A 20,670-nucleotide genomic window follows, 5' to 3' on the forward strand; every position below is an offset into this window, starting at 1 on the left:
ACGTGCACATCGCCCGCGGGAACCTGGCGGCCTGACGGCATAGGGGCAGATCTGTGAGTCGGTCCATGCTTCCGTTACCACGACCACGCTCACGTTCACGGGAGAAGCGCGGGCGCGCGCTGATCGTGCAACAGGGCGCCTGGGACATGCCGAAGGAATCGATGCCGCTCGCCGCCGGTTACCTCACGGCCGCAGCACGGGCCGATCCCGTGGTGGGACCCGAGTTCGACGTGGGAATACAGAACTTCCGCGGTGGGGAATCGCTCGGCTCGATGGCACGCACGATCTTCTCCGGGGTCGCGCCGGACGTGCTGGCGTTCTCGGTCTTCGGCTGGAACTTCAACCAGTTCGGCGCGCTCGCCGAGACCTACAAGTCGGTGCGCCCGGACGGCTGGGTCGTCTTCGGCGGAACGCACGTCGCCCACCAAGCGGAACGCGTCTTCCGACGTTTCCCCGAGGTCGACGTCGTCGCCAACGGCGAGGGCGAGTTCACCTTCCGCGACCTGCTGCTCGCCTTCCTCGAAGAGAAGTCGCCACAGGACCTCGCGCAGGTGCCGGGAATCTCCTACCGCGACGAGGAAGGCACGGTCCACACCACTGCCGAGGCACCACGCATCAACGACCTGGACACCATTCCGTCGCCCTTCCTCACCGGGGCCATCCCGCTGCTCGACCACCACGGTCGGTTCCCCTACGACGTCGCGCTGATGGAGACCAACCGCGGCTGTCCGTACAAGTGCTCGTTCTGTTACTGGGGTGGCGCGGTCGGCCAGCGGATGCGCGACTTCTCCCGCGAGCGGCTGCGCGCGGAACTCGACCTCTTCGGTTATCACCGGATTCCGACGGTGGTGTTGTGCGACTCGAACTTCGGCATGCGGCAGCCGGACGCGGAGTTCGTCGAGGACCTCGTCAGGACGCGCGAGAAGTACGGGTTCCCGCAGTCGTTGGAGACGTCGTGGGCAAAGAACAAGTCCAAGACGTTCCACCACATCATCCGCCGGATGAAGGCCGAGGGGTTCCAGAGCTCGTTCACCGTGGCGTTGCAGACGCTGGACGACACGGCGTTGCGTGACATGGGCAGAAGCAACATGCGGCTCAACGCGTGGCGGGACCTGGCGGCATGGCTCGCAGCGGAGGGACTCGACGCCTACGCCGAGCTGATCTGGGGCGCGCCGGGCGAGACGGTCGACTCCTTCCTGACGGGCTACGACCGGCTGTCCGAACACGTGTCCCGCATCGCCGTCTACCCCTTGTTACTACTGCCCAACACGAGTTACACGGAGAACCGCGAGGAGCACGGTTTCGTCACCGTGCGCGGCGACAACGACGACTTCGAGTACGTGCTCGCCAACCGCACCGTCACGGTCGCGGAGAACACGATGATGCAGCGGTTCATGTTCTGGGCCCGGATGATGAGCGAGAACATGTACTTCCGGCACATCTGGGTGCCGCTGCGGGAGTTCGCCGGGCTCACCCAGAGTGCCGTACTGCTGATCCTGTCGGACTGGTTCCAGGACTCGACCGATCCCGCCGTCGCCGAGTTGCTCGGCCACGGCCGCGAGTTCACCGACTCCGGCCTGATCGTCGAGTCGCTGCACAAGCTCTACGCCGACCCGCGGTTCGCGTCGATCTTCCAGCGGTGGTGGGAGCAGGCGATCCTGCCGAAGGTGCCCGGGCGTCACCGGCCACTGCTGAACGAGGTCTTCCGCTACGACAACGCGACCCGCCCGATCTACTCCGGAGCGGGCGCCGAGGACGCCGAAGTGCGCAGCATCGACGGCCTGCCGCACTACGTCCGCAGCGGTTTGCGGTTCCAGTACGCGATGCCGCACGTCCTCGACGCCATCCGCGCGAACCGGGCGTTCGACGACGAACCCTCGCCGGTCGAACTGACGCTCGCGTATCGCGTCGGGTTCGACGACTACCTCGACAACCACGAACTCGCGACCTACTACGCCGGTCGCTGCCTCGACATCCGGGATCTGACGGCACGACGGACGAACCCTTCGTACGGCAACGCGTCCACACACTGAGCCCGGGTCCCCGTTCGGCCGCACTAGGCTCTTCGCCATGGGCATGTCGCTTGTCGTACGCGTGGACGGCGGACTCTTCTGCGTCTCGGACGGCCAAGACCTCGTGGTCGAGTCGACGCGGTGGTCCAACGGGCTCCTCGCACCGATGGACCACGGAGCGTGGATCAAGACCGGCATCCACACCGGTGTCGTGACCGTGCGGACCGAGATCCGCCCGAAGGCCCCGCCCGGGAGCCCCGGGCGTTGGGAGGAGATCGTCGAAGCCAGCGTGCACTCCCCCACCGGAGCGATGGCGGTCGACCCGGGACACGTCGTCGGCGAAGTTCCGTACCTCACCAGCCGGGGCCCGGGCTGGTACCGGCTCAGGGTCCACGCCCACGGACGCGACCTCCGTCCCGACGGTGTCGACGCGGAACCCACCGAGCGGTACCTGATCCAGGCATGGCCCCAGGACTGGAGCGAGCAGCAGGTCCTGCGGTCCAGCACCAGGATCGAGGCATCCCTCGCGGCCGTCTCGGGCGAGGCGACGGGCAAGCCCGTGCACCACCGCGCGAAAGCGGAATCGGCCGAGAAGGCACGGCTGCTGCGGCACTTGCGCCACCGCTGACGCGAGCACTCCGCGCCGTACTGCTCCCGGGCCCCGAAACGCCTACCGACCGCGTGCGGCGGCGGCGAGCGCGGTCGAGGCGGCGAGGGCGAGGCACAGCGGTGCGTACGCGATGCGGTCGAGGCGCCGGAAGCGGGGCGACGAGGACCCCGGGGACAGCAGATCGGTTCGTCCCGCGAGCCCGGCAGCTGCGCGTGCACCGAGGACGGCGGCCGTCCCGGCCGTACCCAGCCGGGAGAGTGCGGGGTGCTTCCGGGGGCGGCCCGAGACCAGCACGGCCGCCGTCCCCAGTGCCCCCGCGACGGCGAAGCACGCGGCCGGAGGGGGGAAGCCCGCGCCCCCGACCACCAGGTCGGAGAAGGTCTCCCGATCGGGCAGCGGCCAGGTCGACCCCAGCCCCCACGCCACGTGCAGACCTGCGAGAACGGTCAGGGCCGAGGCGGAAGTCCGGCCGGCAACGCGTTCGACGTTCATGGAGCTCAACCTAACAAGCCGCCCCCAGCACGGGACGGGCGGGCTTCGTCAGTCAGTCCTCGCGGAGTGCGGCGAGTTCGGCGTCGATGGCGCCGCGCAGGAGTTGCCGCGCGTGCCCGACCTCGATGCCGCCGCTGAGCCAGCGCATGCTGAGCCCCTCCAGCGCGGCGGTGAGCCGTTCGGCGGCGGCGGTGAGCGAGGCGGCCGACGCCGCCGGTCGGACCTGGCCCAGCAGCGCGGCGACCTCCCGCACCCACACCAGGGTGGCCCGGGCGAGGTCCGCGCGCAGCGCCTCGTCGAAGACGGCGCTCGCCCGCAGTTCGCCCCAGGCCGTGCTGTTCTCCCGCACCTCCGCGCTGTCCTGGAGTTCGAGCAGGAGGGATTCCTCCAGCTCCTGACGGGGGGCGGGCGGCGGGCCGTCCGGGTCGCGGTCGGTGGTGTAGCGCTCGGCGCGGTCGTTGATGAATTCGAGGGTCTGGCGCAGGACCCCCGTGCGGTCCTTGAAGTGGTAGTAGATCAGGGCGGTGGAGACGCCGGCCTCGGCGGCCAGTTCCTCCACGCGCAGTCCACGGACCCCGCGCCGGGCGATCACCCGGGCGGCCGCTTCGAGGATCTGGGTGCTGCGAGACGCCATGATCCGCAGCCTACCGGGGGTCCCGAGCGGGTCCGTGCGGCCCCGTGACCGGGTGGGCGAAGGGGGGAGGGCGACCGGCGGCTCTCGTTTGACTGAATTTTCAGTCAGTGGCACAGTAGCGAACAGGTGGCCCGGCCGCCCCGCCGGATGCGCCCGCTCCGGTTCCACGATTGGATTTCTCCGTGTCGCCCCTCTTCCCCACCCGTCGGACCACCCTGCGCACCCTCGCCGGGTTCGGCGCCGCGGCCTTCGGCGCCGCGGCCTTCGGTGCCGCGGCCTGTGGCCCCTCCGGCACCGCGCCGCGCTCCAGCGCCCCCGTCGACTCCCCCCGGCAGGTCGCGCCCGGTGCGGGGCGGCGACTCGGCGCGGAGTGGGAGAGCCACACCCGCACCTTCATGTCCTGGCCGGCCCTGTCCTCGGTCTGGGGAGCGGACCTGCCCTACGTACGCGAGGACATCGCACGGATCGCCCGGGCCGTCGGCGAGTACGAGGCGGTCGTCATGATGGCCCGGCCCGCACAGGTGAAGGCGGCGCAGCGGGCGTGCGGCTCCCAGGTCGAGGTGATCCCGCTGGCCGTCGACGACCTGTGGGCCCGCGACACCGTCCCCGTGTTCGTCGAGGAGGACGGCGAGGTCATCGGCGTCGACTTCAACTTCAACGGCTGGGGCGACAAGCAGGAGCACGCGAACGACGCCCGGGTCGGGCGCGCCCTGCTGCACGAGTACCGGATTCCCCGGGTCCGGGCCCCGCTGGTCTCGGAGGGCGGCTCCTTCGAACCGGACGGCGAGGGCACCCTGCTGATCACCGAGAGTTCGATCGTCAACGCCAACCGCAACCCGGGGAAGAGCCGGGACACCGTCGAGGCGGAACTCAAGCGGACCCTGGGCGTGGAGAAGGTGGTCTGGCTGGCGGGCGTGCGCGGCGAGGACATCACCGACGCCCACGTGGACAGCCTGGTGCGGTTCACCGAGCCCGGCGTGGTCCTGTTGGACCGGGCCCACCCCGACACCCCGCCGGACTCCTGGTCGCGCTCCGCGGACCAGGCGGAGTCGGTGCTGTCGCAGGCGACGGACGCCCGCGGGCGGCGCTTCGAGGTCATCGACCTGCCGCAGCCGGACCTGGACCGGATCACGGGCGAGGGGGACGAGTTCCTGGCGAGCTACGCCAACTTCTTCATCGCCAACGACGCCGTCTTCCTGCCCCGGTTCGGCGACCGCAAGGCCGACGGGCGCGCCCGCGGCATCCTCCAGGAGCACTTCCCCGACCGGGACGTCGTGCCGATCGGGATCGACACGATCGCCTCGGGCGGCGGCGGCATCCACTGCGCGACCCACGACCAGCCGGGCGAACCCGCCGCGTGAGCGGAGCGGGGCCGGGGTGCGCGTCGTGCGTCAGATGCCGAGCGTGGTGAAGGGGCGGCAGCGCAGCGGCGGGGCGTGCTCGGGGTCGAGCCGCTGGAGGACGAGTTGGGCGACGTTCGGGTCCACGGCCAGGCCGAGGTGGCCGGCCGAGTCCAGGCGGCACTTGTCCTGGAGCACGATGTTGGTGACGCCGGCCCCCGTGAGCAGACCGCTCGTGTACGGGGTGACCACGGTGTCGTAGCGGGTGACGATGCTGGTGTACGTCGGTCCGGGTACGGCGACGGGACCGTCGTTGAGCTTGGCGAGGAACGCCGAGCCGGGCAGGTAGTCCGTACAGGCGCCGCAGCCGATGGCGGTCAGCGGACCTTGGAGTTCGAGGGCGGCGGCCAGGCTCGCCAAGCCGTTCAGCGTGGTGCCGCGGAAGTTGGAGCCGAAACCGACGAAGTCGTCGACCTTGGTGGCTCCGCCCAGGTACTTGAGGTAGTACGCGGGCACGGTGGTGCCCTCGGAGTGGCCGACGACGTCGACCTTCGCCGCTCCCGTCGCGGTGCGCACGCGGTCGATGAACGCGCCGACCTCGACGGCGCTCTTCGCCATCGGCGCGAGCCCGCCGGCCAGTCCGCCCAGCACGGTCTTGCCGTAGGTCTCGGAGAAGACGCAGTAGCCGGCCGAGCGGAGCGTGGGCGCCAGGGTCAGGAAGTTGTCCCAGCCGTTGGCGCCGAGTCCGTGGACGAGGACCACCGGCTCGGGATGGGCGGCACTGGGCCGGCAGGACCAGTCGTTCCACCCGGACTGCGGCGGCGCCTTGGCCGAGGCCGTGGTCACCAGGGTGGTGGAAGCGAGTACGGACAGCGCGAGCGCTGCCAGGAACGTGCGGAGCTTGGCCATGCGGCAACTCCTTGCTCACGGGTAGGTTACTCGGAAGTAGAGCACGTACCCTTGTTAGGAACAAGGCATCGTTTCCAAAGAGCGCGCACCGGTCCGACGCACCGAGCGGGACGGCGCACGAGAGGGCGACGGGACGTCAGGGGGCGGTGCGTCAGGGGGCGGTGCGTCAGGGGGCGGTGCGTCAGGGGGCGGTGCGTCAGGCGGGACGGCGCATCAAGAGGAGGAGTGCGTCAGGAGGGGCGGAGTCCGGAGCTGATCACCGTGTAGAAGCGGTCGAGCCCGTCCTGGAGGGCGGCGCGTTCGGCGGCCCGGCCAGTACCGGCGTCCAGGAGCCAATCGGCGATGATGTCGAAGAGGCCGCCGATCAGGCCCATGGCCACCGCCCGTGCATGCGGGCCGGCTTCGACGCCGAGCCGCTGCCAGGCCGTCTCCACGAAGGAGGCCGCCCACCGACGGTTGGCCCGACGGTGCGCCTCGACCAGCGGGGTGACGGCCCGACCCTCGCCGAACGTCACGCGCGCCACCCGGACGTCGTCCACGAAGGCGTCCGCGAAGTGCCGGATGAGGGCCCGCGCGGACTCGCCCTCGCCCTGCTCGCCGCCCGACTCCTCCAGCGCCGACCGCAGGCGTGCGGTGACGTCCGCGACGATGCGGTCGAGCAGCGCCAGGTACAGGGCCTCCTTGCCGGTGAAGACCTCGTAGAAGCTCTTGGTCCCGACGTACGCCTGCTTGCAGATCTGCTCGATCGAGGTGTCCTGGTACCCCTGGGCGGAGAACAGCTCCAAGGCCGCGTCCAACAGGTCCTCGCGCCGCCTGGCCCGCCGCTGGGCGGCGTCCAGACCGCGGATCCGTCGCCCCTTGGCGCCTTCCTCGTCCACCACCGCACCTGCCACGCGCCCAACATACAGGCCGCCGCACCGCCGGACGGACGGGAGCCGTCGCACGGGTCGGGCCAGGTCCGAGCGCGTGTCGGGGCGGACCGGAGCGCGCCTCAGCGCGTGCGCAGCAACTCGGCGACCTCCCCTTCGCCGTCCACCCGCACCCGCCCCTCGCGCACGGCGTCCGCGAGGGTGAAGTCACCGCGGACGAGCGCGGCGCAGGTGTCGGTGGAGAGGGTGAGCCGGGTGTCGGAGCCCTCGGGTGCCGGGCCGTCACCGTAGGGCTCGGGGTGGTGCTGCGCGGTGACCGGTCGCTCCCCGACCCGTACGTGGAACGCGCCCTCGTCGACGTACGCCTCGACCACCCCCGTACCGCCGAGCCCGGCCAGGCGGCGGCGCAGCGGCAGGGCGAACCAGTGGGCGCGGACGGCGTCCGTAGGTCCGGGGCCGGCGAGTTCGCCGGCGCCCCACTCGGCGAGTGCGTCGAGGACGGGGAGGAGTTCCCCGCCGCGTGCGGTCAGGGTGTACACGGTCGCGGCGGCGGGCGCGGGCAACCTGCGGCGTTCGACGATGCCGTCGCGCTCCATGTCCTTCAGCCGGGAGGCCAGCATGTCGGTGCTGACGCCCGGGAGGTCGGTGTGCAGGTCGGTGTACCGGCGGGGCCCGGCGAGCAGTTCCCTCGCGATCAGCAGGGTCCAGCGGTCACCCACGGAGTCGAGGGCGCGGGCGGCGGCGCAGTACTGGTCGTAGCTGCGGCGGGAACGGCCCGGCGCGGCATGCGGCTGACGTGGCATGCGCCGCAGTCTAGCGATGTTGTTGGACTTTCCAAGCTCACACTTGGTAAAACCAAGCATCACGCCACGCAGGGCGCCGGGTCCGCCGCACGGGAGGCCGTCCGCCCCACAGGTCTGGGAGGCCGCACATGGAGTTCCGGCAGTCGAGCAAGCTGAACGAGGTCTGCTACGAGATCCGGGGCCCGGTGATCGAGCAGGCCAACGCGCTGGAGGAGGCGGGCCACAGCGTGCTGCGCCTCAACACCGGCAACCCCGCGCTGTTCGGGTTCGAGGCGCCCGAGGAGATCGTCCAGGACATGATCCGGATGCTGCCGCGCGCCCACGGGTACACCGACTCGCGGGGCGTGCTGTCGGCCCGGCGGGCGGTCGCCCAGCGGTACCAGGCGCTCGGCCTGGAGGTCGACGTCGACGACGTCTTCCTCGGCAACGGCGTCTCGGAGCTGGTGTCCATGGCGGTGCAGACCCTGTTGGAGGACGGCGACGAAGTCCTCATCCCGGCGCCCGACTTCCCGTTGTGGACCGCCGTGACGACCCTCGCGGGCGGCAAGGCGGTGCACTACCTCTGCGACGAACAGGCCGAGTGGTACCCGGACCTGGCGGACATGGCGTCGAAGATCACGGACCGGACCCGGGCCGTGGTCATCATCAACCCGAACAACCCGACCGGCGCGGTGTACCCCAAGGAGGTCGTCGAGGGCATCCTCGACCTCGCCCGCCGGCACCACCTGATGGTGTTCGCCGACGAGATCTACGACCAGATCCTCTACGACGACGCCGTGCACCACTCGGCCGCGGCCCTCGCCCCCGACCTGGTCGTCCTGACCTTCTGCGGGCTGTCCAAGACGTACCGGGTCGCGGGGTTCCGTTCCGGCTGGCTGGTCGTCACCGGCCCCCGGCAGCACGCCCGCAGCTATCTGGAGGGCCTGACCATGCTGGCCTCCATGCGGCTGTGCGCCAATGCGCCCGCCCAGTACGCGATCCAGGCCGCGCTGGGCGGACGGCAGTCCATCCACGAGCTGACCGCGCCCGGCGGACGGCTGTACGAACAGCGGGACCGCGCTTGGGAGAAGCTCAACGAGATCCCCGGCGTCTCCTGCGTGAAGCCCAAGGGCGCCCTCTACGCGTTCCCGCGCCTCGACCCGGCCGTGCACGCGATCCACGACGACGAGAAGTTCGTCCTCGACCTGCTGCTGCGGGAGAAGATCCAGGTCGTCCAGGGCACCGGCTTCAACTGGCCGCGCCCCGACCACTTCCGCATCCTCACCCTGCCGCACGCCGACGACCTGGACGCCGCGATCAGCCGGATCGGACGGTTCCTCAGCGGGTACCGGCAGTGACACCACAGCGGTCCTTGATCACCTCGGTGGTATCAAGGACCCATGGGTGATCTTCTTCTGGTCCGGCACGGGGAGACCGATTGGTCCCTCTCCGGACAGCACACGAGCTGGACGGACATCCCGCTCACCGACAACGGCCGCGCGCAGGCCCGCTCGCTGGCGCCGCTGCTCACCTCGCACCGGATCGCGTGCGCCATCAGCAGCCCGCTGAAGCGGGCCCGGGAGACCGCCGAACTGGCCGGGCTCACGGACGTCCGCATCGACCCGGACCTGCACGAGTGGGACTACGGCGGCTACGAGGGGATCACCACCGTGGAGATCCACCGCTCCCGCCCCGGCTGGTTCCTGTTCGACGACGGGGTGGCCGCGGGACCGCCGGAGCACCCCGGGGAGAGCCCCGAGGAGGTGGGCGCCCGGGCCGACCGGATGTTGGCCAAGGCCGATGCCGCCCTGGCCAACCACGAGGGCAGCGTCGTGCTGGTGGCCCACGGGCACTTCCTCCGGGTGCTGACGGCGCGACGGCTCGGACTCCCGCCGTCGCACGGGGCGCTGTTCCAACTCGCCACCGGAACGGTGTGCCGGCTCAGCACCGAGCACGGTCGCCCCGTCGTCGCGGGGTGGAATGTCAGACCCTCGCCGTAGGCTGCGGACAGCGGGGAGCGCACGGGGGCTCCCCGCTCGCCGAGGGGAGGCACCGCATGGCCCGACCACCGACCGCCGCGCAGCGACGCGTCGTCGCGGCGGCCGAGCCCGTGACGGGGCGGCTGCGCGGCACGCCCGTGCAACTCGCCGCGCTCGGACGGCTCGGGCTGGCGTTCCGTCATCCGCGCCCCCCGCACGACTGGTTCCTCACCCCGGCTGGCCACCGCTTCCGGTCCGACGCGGACGCCCCCGCGCACGACCCGCCGGCCGACGCCGTGGTGGATGGCCCCGCGCCCGCCGACCGGGTGTTCGCCGCCCGCCTCGGCGGTGACGCGGCGGACCGGGGCGGCCCCCGCCGGGCCCGTGAGGTGGCCAGTGCGTGGACGGGGCTGCTGGAGCTACGGCGCATGACCCGTACGGACGCGGCGACGGACCGCCCCTGCGGCTGGGAGCGCACGCACCTCCTCGCGGCGGCGGCGCTCGCACTGGAGGCGGCGGGGTGCGTACCCGAGACCGGGGAGGGGCCCGGGTACCGGGTGGTGGAGTCCGCGCAGCCCGAAGCGGTCGGCGTGTACGCGGCGGACGCGGCCGGGCTGCGGGCCTGCGCCGACGCCCTCGGCCGGGCGGGGTGGCAGGTCAGCGAGCACACCGAACCCCGGGTCGGCGGCCGTCGCCACCTCCTCGCCTCCCCCCGCCGCGACTGACCGCGCCCCACCCGCACGGGACGGCGCACCCGCGTCTTCGCGACACGATCAGTCACACGAAACCGTATGGCCCTCCTCCATGGGGTCGCACCGGCTAGACATGGTCCCGCCGTCTCGGACCGCCCACCGGGCCCCACCCCTTGGAGGCGCCATGCCGCTGCCCCGCCGCACCCTGCTCGCCGCCGTCGCCGGTTCGGCGGGCGCGTCCGTGTCCGTCCGGGCCGCCGCAGCCCCGGGGGCGCACCGAACGGCCGCCGACGACACCGATCAGGCCGGGGCCGCAGGCGCTGCCGGGGCCGCCGCACGCGCGGCCCGGCGGCTGCTCCCCCGGCACGCGGACCAACTCCGCTTCCGGTCGGCGCCGGGGACGGCCGACTCCTTCACCGTGTCGGGCGCCCGGGGCCGGATCGTCCTCACCGGCAACACCCCCGCGGTCCAACTCACCGCGCTCCGCTGGTACCTGAAGCACACCGCGCACGCCAACCTCACCTGGGCCGGCGAACAGCTCGCCCTCCCCGCCACCCTCCCCGCGCCCGCCGCCGAGACGGTGCGCACCGCCCGGGTGCCCCACCGCTTCGCCCTCAACGACACCAACGACGGTTACACCGGCGCCTACCGCATCTGGGCCTCCTGGGAACGCGAGCTGGACGTGCTCGCCCTGCACGGCTACAACCGGGTGTTCGTCCAGGTGGGCGCCGAGGCGGTGCACCACCGGGTCTTCCAGGAGTTCGGGTACGACGAGCAGGAGGTGCGGCGCTGGGTCCCGGGCCCCGCGCACCAGCCCTGGTGGCTGCTCCAGAACCTCTCCGGGTTCCCGGCGCCCCCGTCCGGCCGGTTGATCGCGGCACGTGCTGCGCTGGGTCGGCGGATCTGCGGACGGCTCCGCGAACTGGGCATGACCCCCGTGCTGCCGGGCTGGTTCGGCATGGTCCCGCCCGGGTTCGCGGACCGCAACGCCGGCGCCCGCACGGTGCCCCAGGGCGAGTGGTACGGCTTCGACCGGCCGGACTGGCTCGACCCGCGCAGCGAGGTGTTCGCCCGGGTCGCCGCGGCGTACTACGACGTCCAGCAGGAGGCGTTCGGCGCGACCACGCTGTTCAAGATGGACCTGTTGCACGAGGGCGGCAGCGCGGGGGACGTCCCGGTGGCGGACGCGGCCCGGGCCGTGGAACGGGCGCTGCGCAAGGCGCACCCGACGGCGGTGTGGGTGACCCTGGGCTGGCGGACGAACCCGCCGCGGGAGCTCGTCGAGGCCGTCGACCGGGACCGGATGCTCGTCCTCGACGGCATCGCCGACCGTGCTGCCGCAGCCGACGACCGGGAGGGCGACTGGCTCGGCACGCCGTACGCCTACGGCTCGATCTGGAACTTCGGCGGGCACACCGCGCTCGGCGCGAACGCCCGGGAGTGGGCGCGCGCGTTCCCGGACCGCCGGTCGCGGCCGGGCAGCGCACTGCGCGGCATCGCCTTGCTGCCGGAGGCCGCCGACAACAACCCCGCGGCCTTCGAGTTGTTCTCCGAACTCGCCTGGTCGGACGGGCCGCTCGACCTCGCCGACTGGTTCGCGCGGTGGGCGCACGCCCGCTACGGCGCGCGGGACGCGCACGCGGCGGCGGCCTGGGACCGGCTGCGCAGGACGGTGTACGGGACGACCCGCGAGGACGGCTGGAGCGAGGGTGCCGACGGGCTGTTCGGCGCCCGTCCCGCACTGACCGCGGTGCGGGCGGCCCGCTGGTCCCCCAAGTCGCTCCGCTACGACCCGGCGGAGTTCGAGCCGGCGCTCGACGAACTCCTCTCGGTCAGCCCGCGGCTGCGGTCCTCGTCGGCGTACCGGCACGACCTGCTGGACGTGGCGCGCCAAGCGCTCTCCAACCGCGGCCGGGCCCTGCTCCCCCGCATCAAGGCCGCCTACGACGCCGGGGACGCCGGCCGGTTCCGCCGGCTGACCGCGCACTGGCTCGACCTGATGGACGTGCTGGAACGGCTCCTGGCGACGGACCGCGCCCATCTGCTGGGGCGCTATCTCGCGGACGCCCGTTCGTGGGGCGCCGACGCCGCGGAGCGGGAGCGACTGGCCTACGACGCGCTGTCGCTGCTCACCGTGTGGGGCACCCGCAAGGGGGCCGACGCGGGACTGCGCGACTACGGCAACCGGGAGTGGGCCGGTCTGGTCGGCGGGCTGTACCGACGTCGTTGGTCGCGGTACTTCGAGACGCTGGGCGAGGCGCTGCGCACCGGTGGCACGCCGGAGCGGATCGACTGGTTCGCCGTGGAGGACGCCTGGACCCGCGCACCCGGGCGGCTCGCCACCACCCCGCGCGGCAAGACCCACACGGTGGCCATCGAGGTCCGCGACCTGCTGCGCGCGCAAGCATCGTCGCTCACCTGATGGCGCATATCACCTTGAATAACCACAAAAAGGTCACGATCCGGATGCTCACCGACGGATCGTGACCCTAGTCACGGCATTTCATCCCCCGATATGGCTTGATCGATCAAAGCCCGGCAGGGTTACATATGAGCGCCGCCTAGCTCGAAAGATAAATCTGTGACTGTCAACGAGGACTCGTTCACCAACTGGAAGACCCGCGAGGAGATCGCGGAGTCGATGATTCCGATGATCGGGAAGATGCACCGGGAGCGGGACGTCACGATCCTGCTGCACAGCCGCTCGCTGGTGAACAAGTCGGTGGTCAGCATCCTCAAGACCCACCGCTTCACCCGGCAGATCACGGGCGAGGAGCTGTCGGTCACCGAGACCATGCCGTTCCTGCGGGCGCTCACCACGCTCGACCTCGGGCCCTCCCAGATCGACCTCGGCATGCTGGCCGCGACGTACCAGGCCGATGACCGCGGCCTGTCGGTGGAGGACTTCACCGCGGAGGCGGTGGCCGGCGCCACCGGCGCCAACAAGATCGAGCGCAGCGCGCCGCGCGACGTCGTGCTCTACGGCTTCGGCCGCATCGGCCGACTGCTGGCCCGGCTGCTGGTGGAGAAGGCCGGTTCGGGCAACGGTCTGCGGCTGCGCGCCATCGTGGTCCGCAAGGGATCCGGCCAGGACATCGTCAAGCGCGCCTCGCTGCTGCGCCGCGACTCGATCCACGGACAGTTCCAGGGCACGATCACCGTCGACGAGGCGAACAGCACGATCATCGCCAACGGCAACGAGATCAAGGTGATCTACTCCGACGACCCGACCACGGTCGACTACGCGGAGCACGGCATCAAGGACGCCATCCTCATCGACAACACCGGCCGGTGGCGCGACCGCGAGGGGCTGTCGAAGCACCTGCGGCCCGGCATCGCCAAGGTCGTGCTGACCGCCCCCGGCAAGGGCGACGTCCTCAACGTCGTGCACGGCGTGAACCACGACATGATCAAGCCGGACGAGCAGATCCTGTCCTGCGCGTCCTGCACCACCAATGCCATCGTGCCGCCGCTCAAGGCGATGGCGGACGAGTTCGGCGTGCTGCGCGGCCACGTGGAGACCGTCCACTCGTTCACCAACGACCAGAACCTGCTGGACAACTACCACGGGTCCGACCGTCGCGGCCGGTCCGCGCCGCTCAACATGGTCATCACCGAGACCGGTGCCGCCTCCGCCGTCGCCAAGGCGCTGCCCGACCTCGACGCGACCATCACCGGCAGCTCGATCCGCGTCCCCGTGCCGAACGTCTCCATCGCGATCCTCAGCCTGCGGCTCGGCCGGGAGACCACCCGCGAGGAGGTCCTCGACCACCTCCGCGACGTGTCGCTGACCTCGCCGCTCAAGCGTCAGATCGACTTCACCAGCGCGCCCGACGCGGTCTCCAGCGACTTCATCGGTTCGCGTCACGCCTCGATCGTGGACGCCGGGGCCACCAGGGCCGACGGCGACAACGCGATCCTCTACCTCTGGTACGACAACGAGTTCGGTTACTCGTGCCAGGTCATCCGGGTGGTCCAGCACGTCTCCGGCGTGGAGTACCCGACCTTCCCCGCTCCGGCGGCCTAGACCGCGGGTCCCCGACCAGGTTCCCGCTGGACGGGGTGGTAGGACGCTGTGCGGCGTCCTACCACCCCGTCCCCTTTTCCTCCGGCTCAGCCCACCGCCAGGTCCGGGCGCTCGGTGCCCCGGATCGAGTTCACCGCGGTCCGCCCCGAACGGGGTGCCCTCGGCCATCACGGCGAACACCCGCCGGGCGGGCTGCTGGTCGGCGAGTGCGGCGAAGCCCAGCTCCATCCGGTAGGCGCCGGAGGACAGCCCGTCGAAGCGGTACTCGTACATCCCCTGCCGGGCCGTCCGGTAGGCCGGGACCAGCACCGTGACCCACGCCCGGTCGTGAGCACGAAGTCGGCGACTTCCGCGCCGCCCGCTTCCGGAGCGGTCCGCCGGCTGGCTGCGGTGTAGCCGGTGGCGGTGACCGTCGTGTCCCCGGTGACGGGGCCGGAAGGGGAAGGTGTAGCGGCCGTCGTCGCCGGTGGTGGTGGCGCTCGCCGGGGTGTCGGCCACCCCGACCGTCGCGCCCCGTTCGGCGCCCGTGTGGCCGCTGATCCGCCCGGTGAGCAGTGCGGTGGGCGCCCGGCCGAGGGCGAGGTCCCGTGCGGTGTCCGCACCCGCGGTGACGGCAGCCGGGTGGACTCCGGGTGGTGGCCGAACCCGGTGACGGTGCCGCTGAGCGCGCCGTGCAGGTCAGCCGGGACGGCGGCCGGGGCCCGCCCGGGCGTCCACGTCGATCGCGGAGCCGTCGAGGACCCGTTCGGTCTCGGTGACCCGGCCCCGCAGTGCGGGCACCGCGGACCGCAGCAGGGCGAGAAGTCCTCATCGGCGAGTTGGGTTCGCCGTCACCCCACGGGCCACAGGACTCACAGGTCCGTCCGCCTCACCTGCGCCGCCCGGCGTACCGAGGCGTACACCGGCGCAGTTGATAGGCCGCTGGCATAAGCAGAACGGCTGCGCGAGCGGGGGCGGTTGGAGGACGATGGACCTGCTGTCGAGGCGCCGTCCACGAGCCGTCCGGGCCCGGTCCCGCCCCCGGTGCGGCCCGACGGCGCCGTTCACGGACCACCGAGCCCAGTCCTGGAGAGGTCATGTCCGAGAGCGTGCCGGTGCGGTGCCCGGTCTGCCGCCGCGATCACCAGTTCACCCCGACCTCCTACCCCTGTCCGTGCGGACAACCCGTCGCCCCGACGGTGGCTGCGCACGGGACGCCCGAGAACGTGACCGACCGCGCCTGGTCCGCGGACTGGGTGACGGTGCCCTGCCCCTCCTGCGGGCGGGCGGACCCCTGGCCGCGGCCCGAACTGGGCTGTAGCTGCGGAGCGGTGTTACGGGTGCCGCTCGCCGCCGCCCCCGACGACGACGCCGCCGCCGCACCCGACGACGCGACAGCGGGCGGCGGCGCACCCGGTGCGCCCCGGCCGACCGCCCGGGAGGGCCGGGAACCCGCCGGGCGCACGGGATCGCCCGCGTTCCCCGCGCACATCCCGCTGCCCGCGACCGCGTCCGTCCCCCGGCCCGCGTTCCGCCCCACGGTGATCCGCACCCCCCGGGACGCCGTCACGGTCACCGCGCTGTACCTGCGCTGGCTGGGGTACGGGGAGATCCGCCGGGCCGAACAACCCCTGGCCTCCGGAGTCGGGCTCGCCGCGGACGGACTCGTCGCCGCGATCGAACCGACCGTACGGGTGACCTCCCTCAAGGACGTGGAGTGCCTGTGGCTGGTCTCCCTCACCGGGGCGGAGCGCTGCGCGTACTTCGCCCTCGCCGGCTACGAGGACGGGGTGCGCGAAGGGGCCGACGCCCTGGGCGTACCGCTGTTCCTGGTGGACCTCGCAGGGGTGCCCCAGCCGGTCAACGGCGTCGCCGAGGAACTGGTGTCCACCGGCGCGTGACCTGGCGCACCACCGCCGGCCCGCCCTCCCCCGTTCACCGAGGAGGGTCCGGGCCCCGCGCCGACACGGGGCCCGGACGTGTGTCAGTCCGCGTAGCGCTCGCGGAGTTCGATCTTGCGGACCTTGCCGCTGACCGTCATGGGGAAGGCGTCGAGGATGCGCAGCCGGCTCGGGATCTTGTAGTGGGCGAGCCGCTCGTGGCAGTAGGCGCGCAACTCGTCCAGGGTGAGGGGGTCGTCCGGGTCCCGCGGGATGACGCAGGCGAGGACCTCCTCGCCGTACCGCTCGTCGGGGACGCCGACGACCTGGATGTCCGCGATCTTCGGATGCCGGTGGAGGAACTCCTCGATCTCCCGCGGGTAGATGTTCTCGCCACCACGGATGATCATGTCCTTGATGCGGCCGACGATGCGCACGTACCCGTCCGGCCCCATGACCGCGAGGTCCCCCGTGTGCATCCACCGCCCCGGGTCGATGACCTCCGCGGTGCGCGCGGCGTCGTCCCAGTACCCGAGCATCACGCTGTACCCCCGGGTGCACAGCTCCCCGGCCTCACCGCGCGGCAGGGTCACCCCGCTCACCGGGTCCACGACCTTGACCTCGATGTGCGGCAGGGCCCGGCCGACGGTGCCGGTGCGCCGTTCGAGGTCGTCGTCGCTGCGGGTCTGCGTGGAGACGGGCGAGGTCTCGGTCATCCCGTAACAGATCGACACGCCGGCCATGTGCATCTCGGCGACGACCCGTTTCATCACCTCCACGGGGCACGGCGAGCCGGCCATGATCCCGGTGCGCAGCGAGGAGAGGTCGTACAGCGCGAAGTCCGCGAGGTTCAGCTCGGCGATGAACATCGTGGGCACCCCGTACAGCGAGGTGCAGCGCTCCCGTTCGACGGCCTGGAGGGTGGCCACCGGGTCGAAGGAGGGCGCCGGGATGACCACGCAGGCGCCGTGGGTGGTGGCCGCGAGGTTGCCCAGCACCATGCCGAAGCAGTGGTAGAAGGGGACGGGCAGACAGATGCGGTCCTGCTCGTCGTAGCCGACCGTACGGCCCACCCAGTAGCCGTTGTTGAGGATGTTGTGGTGCGAGAGGGTGGCGCCCTTGGGGAAGCCGGTGGTCCCCGAGGTGTACTGGATGTTGACCGGGTCGTCGCAGCTCAGCTCCGCCGCCCGGGCGTGCAGCCGGTCCTGGAGGTCCGGACGCCCGGCGGTCAGCAGGTCCTCCCAGGAGGCTTCGCCGATGAACACCGCCTGCCGCAGCTCCGGACAGCGCTCGCGGACCTGCTTCACCAACTCCCGGTAGTCGCTGGTCCGGTGTCCCGTCGACGCCACCAGCACCGACACCCCGGCCTGGCGCAGCACGTACTCCAGCTCGTGGGCGCGGTAGGCGGGGTTGATGTTCACCATGACCGCGCCGATCCGGGCCGTGGCGTACTGGACGAGCAGCCACTCGGGGCAGTTGACCGCCCAGATGCCCACCCGGTCGCCCTTGAGGACGCCCCGGGCGAGCAGTCCGCGGGCCACCCGGTCCACCTCGGCCGCGAACTCCGCGTACGTCCAGCGCCGCCCCGAGGGCACGTCCACCAGCGCCTCCCGGTCCGGGAAGGCGGCCACGGTCCGGTCCAGGTTCTCGCCGATGGTGTCCCCGAGCAGCGGGGTCGTACTGGTGCCGTGCGCGTAGGAGGGCTCGGGCCCGTCGGTGGTGTCCCGGGCGGGGGCGGGGGTACTCATCGGAAGTCCTCCTCCCGGTACTCCGCGGTGGAGCCCTTCGCGGTGGCCTCCCGCAGGGCGACGCGGCGGATCTTGCCGGACACCGTCTTGGGCAGCTCCGCGAACTCCAGCCGGCGCACCCGCTTGTAGGGGGCGAGGACCGCCCGGGAGTGCGCGAACAGCAGGGCCGCGGTGTCGGGTCCCGGCGCGTATCCCTCGGCGAGCACCACGTACGCCTTGGGGACGGCGAGTCGCAGCGGGTCGGGCGCCGGGACGACCGCTGCCTCGGCGACCGCTTCGTGTTCCAACAGCGCGCTCTCCAGCTCGAAGGGGCTGATCTTGTAGTCGGACGCCTTGAAGACGTCGTCGCTGCGGCCCACGTAGGTGAGGTGGCCCTCGTCGTCGACGGAGCCGATGTCCCCGGTGCGGTAGTAGCCGCCGGCCATGGCGGCGGCGGTGCGCTCCGGGTCGCCGTGGTAACCGGCCATAATCCCGACGGGCCGGTCGGCGAGGTCGACGGCGATCTCCCCCTCGGTGGCCCCGGGTTCACCGGTCGCCGGGTCCAGCAGGACGATCCGGTATCCGGGTCCGGGCCGGCCCATCGACCCCGGCTTGACGGGCTGACCGGGGCTGTTGGCCACCTGTACGGCGGTCTCGGTCTGCCCGAACCCGTCGCGGATGGTGACCCCCCAGGCCCGCCGCACCCGCTCGATGACCTCCGGGTTCAGCGGCTCCCCCGCGGCGACCACCTCACGCGGCGGGGTCCGCAGCGCGCCCAGGTCCGCCTGGATGAGCATGCGCCACACCGTCGGCGGCGCACAGAAGGTGGTGACCCGCGCGGCGTCCATCTCGGCCAGCAGACGGGCGGCGTCGAAGCGCGCGTAGTGGTGGACGAAGACGGTCGCCTCGGCGTTCCACGGGGCGAAGAGGTTGGACCAGGCGTGCTTGGCCCACCCGGGCGAGGAGATGTTCAGATGGACGTCGCCGGGGCGCAGACCGATCCAGTACATGGTGGTCAGATGGCCCACCGGGTACGAGACGTGGGTGTGTTCGACGAGTTTGGGGCGGGCCGTCGTCCCCGAGGTGAAGTACAGCATCAGCGGGTCGTCGGCCAGCGTCTCCCCGTCGGGGACGAAGTCCGCGGGCGCCGCCCGGCCGTCCCCGTACGACGACCAGCCCGGCACCGGGTCGCCGACCGCGATCCGGGTGAACGCGCCGGGTACGTCGGTGAACTTCGCGGTGTCGTCCGATCGGGCGATCACCTGGCGGACCCGTCCCCTCGCCACCCGGTCGGCCAGGTCCACGGGGCCCAGCAGCGGGGTGGCGGGGATGACGACGGCGCGCAGCTTCATCGCGGCGAGCGCGACCTCCCACAGCTCCGTCTGGTTGCCGAGCATGACGAGGACCCGGTCGCCGGCGGTCACCCCCTGGGACCGCAGCCAGTTGGCGGTCCGGGCGGAGCGGCGGGACATCTCGGCGAAGGTGGTCAGTTCGTGGCTGCCGTCCTCCCGGGCCAGGTGCAGGGCGACCCGGTCGTTGTCCCGGGCGATCACGTCGAACCAGTCGAGGGCCCAGTTGAAGCGGCGCGGCCGGGGCCAGCGGAAGCCTTCGCGGGCGGCGTCCAGGTCCGTGCGGTGCCGCAACAGGAAGTCCCGCGCGGCACGGAACTCCCCGGTGGCGCTGGTCGGGGTCATCCCGCCTCCTCGGTCACGGTTCTCGGGCGTCACGGACGTGCTGGCTCGCCGCGGGCTCCACCGCTGCGTGCGGACCCCTGCCTACCATCGTGGAATCCGTGATACAGGTCTCACTACCCCCGAACGGGGGTAGCGGCGGGCTACGCGCACGAACGGCTGGGCGGGAGGCGGACCGGTGACGTCGGAGAGGACGGACGCGGCCGAGATCGGGGCGGCGCTGCTGAGGCTGCGTCGGACGACCGGGCTGCCGGTGGCGTTCGGCGGGCTGATCGAGGCGGGCGGGCGGCAGGTCCGCATCCAACAGCTGTCAGGGACGTCGACGGCCTCGCTGCGGGCGCTGGTGGTGTCGCTGGGCAACGGCCTGGGCGGCAAGGCGCTGGCCAGGTCCCATCCGTGCGCGGTGACCGACTACCGCTCCTCCCGGCAGATCAGCCACGAGTACGACGAGCCGGTCCAGGTGGAGGGGTTGCGGTCGGTGCTGGCGGTGCCGATCGTGGTGCGGCGCCGGGTGCGGGGGGTGCTCTACGGGGCGTTGCGGGCCGCCCAGCCGTTGGGCGACCGCACGCTCGGCGCGGCGGTCGCGGCGGCGCGCGACGTGGAACAGGCGCTGGTAGTGCGGGACGAGGCCCGGGCGCTGTTGGCCTCGGCGGAACCCCGAACGGGTGACGAGGGCGCCCGGGCGGCGGCGTGGGAACAGGTCAGGGAGGCGCACGGCGCCTTGCGCGCGCTGGCCCCGCGCATCGGTGATCCCGTGCTGCGCGCCGAACTGCTCGCCGCGTGCGGGCTGCTCGCCGGCGCGCCGGGCGCCGCCGCCACCAAGACGCCCGCGGCGAGCGCCCCGGTGACGCTCGCTCCACGTGAGGTGGACGTGCTCACCTGCGTGGCGTCGGGGGTGACCAACGCGGTCGCCGGGGAACGTCTCGGGCTGCGCCCCGAGACGGTGAAGGCGTACCTGCGGTCGGCGATGCGCAAGCTCGGGGCCGCCACGCGACTGGAGGCGGTGGTGGAGGCGCGGCGGGCCGGACTGCTGCCCTGAGGCCCGTT

General features: G+C 72.2%; 17 protein-coding genes. 10 read left to right on the top strand and 7 right to left on the bottom strand.

Going from position 1 to position 20,670, the window contains the following annotated elements; genetic code table 11:
- Positions 1-65 precede the first annotated feature (65 nt).
- Positions 66-2,033, top strand: coding sequence for a KedN5 family methylcobalamin-dependent radical SAM C-methyltransferase (locus tag ACFWIA_RS10010; RefSeq protein ID WP_387002248.1), 1,968 nt, complete (start codon positions 66-68; stop codon positions 2,031-2,033).
- Between the two features lie 37 nt (positions 2,034-2,070).
- Positions 2,071-2,640, top strand: a complete 570-nt coding sequence (locus tag ACFWIA_RS10015; RefSeq protein ID WP_387002250.1) for a hypothetical protein — start codon at positions 2,071-2,073, stop codon at positions 2,638-2,640.
- Positions 2,641-2,682: 42 nt separating this feature from the next.
- Here ACFWIA_RS10015 and ACFWIA_RS10020 read toward each other — a convergent pair whose 3' ends face one another.
- Both ACFWIA_RS10020 and ACFWIA_RS10025 read right to left on the bottom strand, forming a co-directional pair.
- Complete coding sequence (locus tag ACFWIA_RS10020; protein WP_387002252.1) at positions 2,683-3,114, bottom strand: DUF3995 domain-containing protein; 432 nt, start codon at positions 3,112-3,114, stop codon at positions 2,683-2,685.
- Positions 3,115-3,166: 52 nt separating this feature from the next.
- Positions 3,167-3,748: a TetR/AcrR family transcriptional regulator gene (locus ACFWIA_RS10025; protein WP_387002254.1), complete on the bottom strand. Its 582-nt coding sequence runs from the start codon at positions 3,746-3,748 to the stop codon at positions 3,167-3,169.
- A gap of 182 nt (positions 3,749-3,930) precedes the next feature.
- Here ACFWIA_RS10025 and ACFWIA_RS10030 point away from each other — a divergent pair, with 182 nt between their 5' ends.
- The gene (locus tag ACFWIA_RS10030; protein ID WP_387002256.1) at positions 3,931-5,109 is read left to right on the top strand and encodes an agmatine/peptidylarginine deiminase; all 1,179 of its coding nucleotides are present in this window, start codon (positions 3,931-3,933) and stop codon (positions 5,107-5,109) included.
- 30 nt (positions 5,110-5,139) lie between these two features.
- Here the strand turns inward: ACFWIA_RS10030 and ACFWIA_RS10035 are convergent, their stop codons facing one another.
- The 3 genes from ACFWIA_RS10035 to ACFWIA_RS10045 all read right to left on the bottom strand — a co-directional run bounded on the left by ACFWIA_RS10035 (position 5,140) and on the right by ACFWIA_RS10045 (position 7,669).
- A complete protein-coding gene (locus ACFWIA_RS10035) occupies positions 5,140-5,997 on the bottom strand; it encodes a lipase family alpha/beta hydrolase (protein ID WP_387002257.1) in 858 nt (285 codons plus the stop codon).
- A 230-nt stretch (positions 5,998-6,227) separates the two neighbouring features.
- Positions 6,228-6,890 (bottom strand): TetR/AcrR family transcriptional regulator, encoded by a 663-nt coding sequence (locus tag ACFWIA_RS10040; RefSeq protein WP_387002259.1) that lies wholly within the window; start codon positions 6,888-6,890, stop codon positions 6,228-6,230.
- A 98-nt stretch (positions 6,891-6,988) separates the two neighbouring features.
- Entirely contained in the window at positions 6,989-7,669 is a 681-nt protein-coding gene (locus ACFWIA_RS10045; protein WP_387002261.1) for a winged helix-turn-helix transcriptional regulator, read from the bottom strand.
- Positions 7,670-7,797: 128 nt separating this feature from the next.
- Here ACFWIA_RS10045 and ACFWIA_RS10050 point away from each other — a divergent pair, with 128 nt between their 5' ends.
- The 6 genes from ACFWIA_RS10050 (at position 7,798) to ACFWIA_RS10075 (ending at position 16,226) form a co-directional block, all read left to right on the top strand.
- Complete coding sequence (locus ACFWIA_RS10050) at positions 7,798-9,006, top strand: pyridoxal phosphate-dependent aminotransferase (RefSeq protein ID WP_387002263.1); 1,209 nt, start codon at positions 7,798-7,800, stop codon at positions 9,004-9,006.
- Positions 9,007-9,048: 42 nt separating this feature from the next.
- On the top strand, positions 9,049-9,648 hold the full coding sequence (locus ACFWIA_RS10055; protein ID WP_387002265.1) for a histidine phosphatase family protein: 600 nt from the start codon (positions 9,049-9,051) through the stop codon (positions 9,646-9,648).
- 56 nt (positions 9,649-9,704) lie between these two features.
- Positions 9,705-10,352 (top strand): hypothetical protein, encoded by a 648-nt coding sequence (locus tag ACFWIA_RS10060; protein ID WP_387002267.1) that lies wholly within the window; start codon positions 9,705-9,707, stop codon positions 10,350-10,352.
- A gap of 151 nt (positions 10,353-10,503) precedes the next feature.
- A complete protein-coding gene (locus tag ACFWIA_RS10065) occupies positions 10,504-12,741 on the top strand; it encodes an alpha-N-acetylglucosaminidase (RefSeq protein ID WP_387002269.1) in 2,238 nt (745 codons plus the stop codon).
- Positions 12,742-12,900: 159 nt separating this feature from the next.
- Positions 12,901-14,346 (top strand): glyceraldehyde-3-phosphate dehydrogenase, encoded by a 1,446-nt coding sequence (locus ACFWIA_RS10070; RefSeq protein ID WP_387002271.1) that lies wholly within the window; start codon positions 12,901-12,903, stop codon positions 14,344-14,346.
- A 1,076-nt stretch (positions 14,347-15,422) separates the two neighbouring features.
- Positions 15,423-16,226: a hypothetical protein gene (locus tag ACFWIA_RS10075; protein ID WP_387002273.1), complete on the top strand. Its 804-nt coding sequence runs from the start codon at positions 15,423-15,425 to the stop codon at positions 16,224-16,226.
- A gap of 83 nt (positions 16,227-16,309) precedes the next feature.
- Here ACFWIA_RS10075 and ACFWIA_RS10080 read toward each other — a convergent pair whose 3' ends face one another.
- Entirely contained in the window at positions 16,310-17,953 is a 1,644-nt protein-coding gene (locus ACFWIA_RS10080; RefSeq protein ID WP_387002275.1) for an AMP-binding protein, read from the bottom strand.
- Positions 17,950-19,626: an AMP-binding protein gene (locus ACFWIA_RS10085; RefSeq protein WP_387002277.1), complete on the bottom strand. Its 1,677-nt coding sequence runs from the start codon at positions 19,624-19,626 to the stop codon at positions 17,950-17,952. The genes ACFWIA_RS10080 and ACFWIA_RS10085 overlap by 4 nt, the downstream gene beginning before the upstream one ends.
- Before the next feature lie 175 nt (positions 19,627-19,801).
- On the opposite strand from ACFWIA_RS10085, the gene ACFWIA_RS10090 reads away from it, so the two are divergent.
- Positions 19,802-20,662, top strand: a complete 861-nt coding sequence (locus ACFWIA_RS10090; protein ID WP_387002278.1) for a response regulator transcription factor — start codon at positions 19,802-19,804, stop codon at positions 20,660-20,662.
- Positions 20,663-20,670 lie beyond the last annotated feature (8 nt).

Origin of the sequence: Streptomyces sp. NPDC127068 (assembly GCF_042724695.1) — a bacterium.
Lineage (GTDB): Bacteria > Actinomycetota > Actinomycetes > Streptomycetales > Streptomycetaceae > Streptomyces.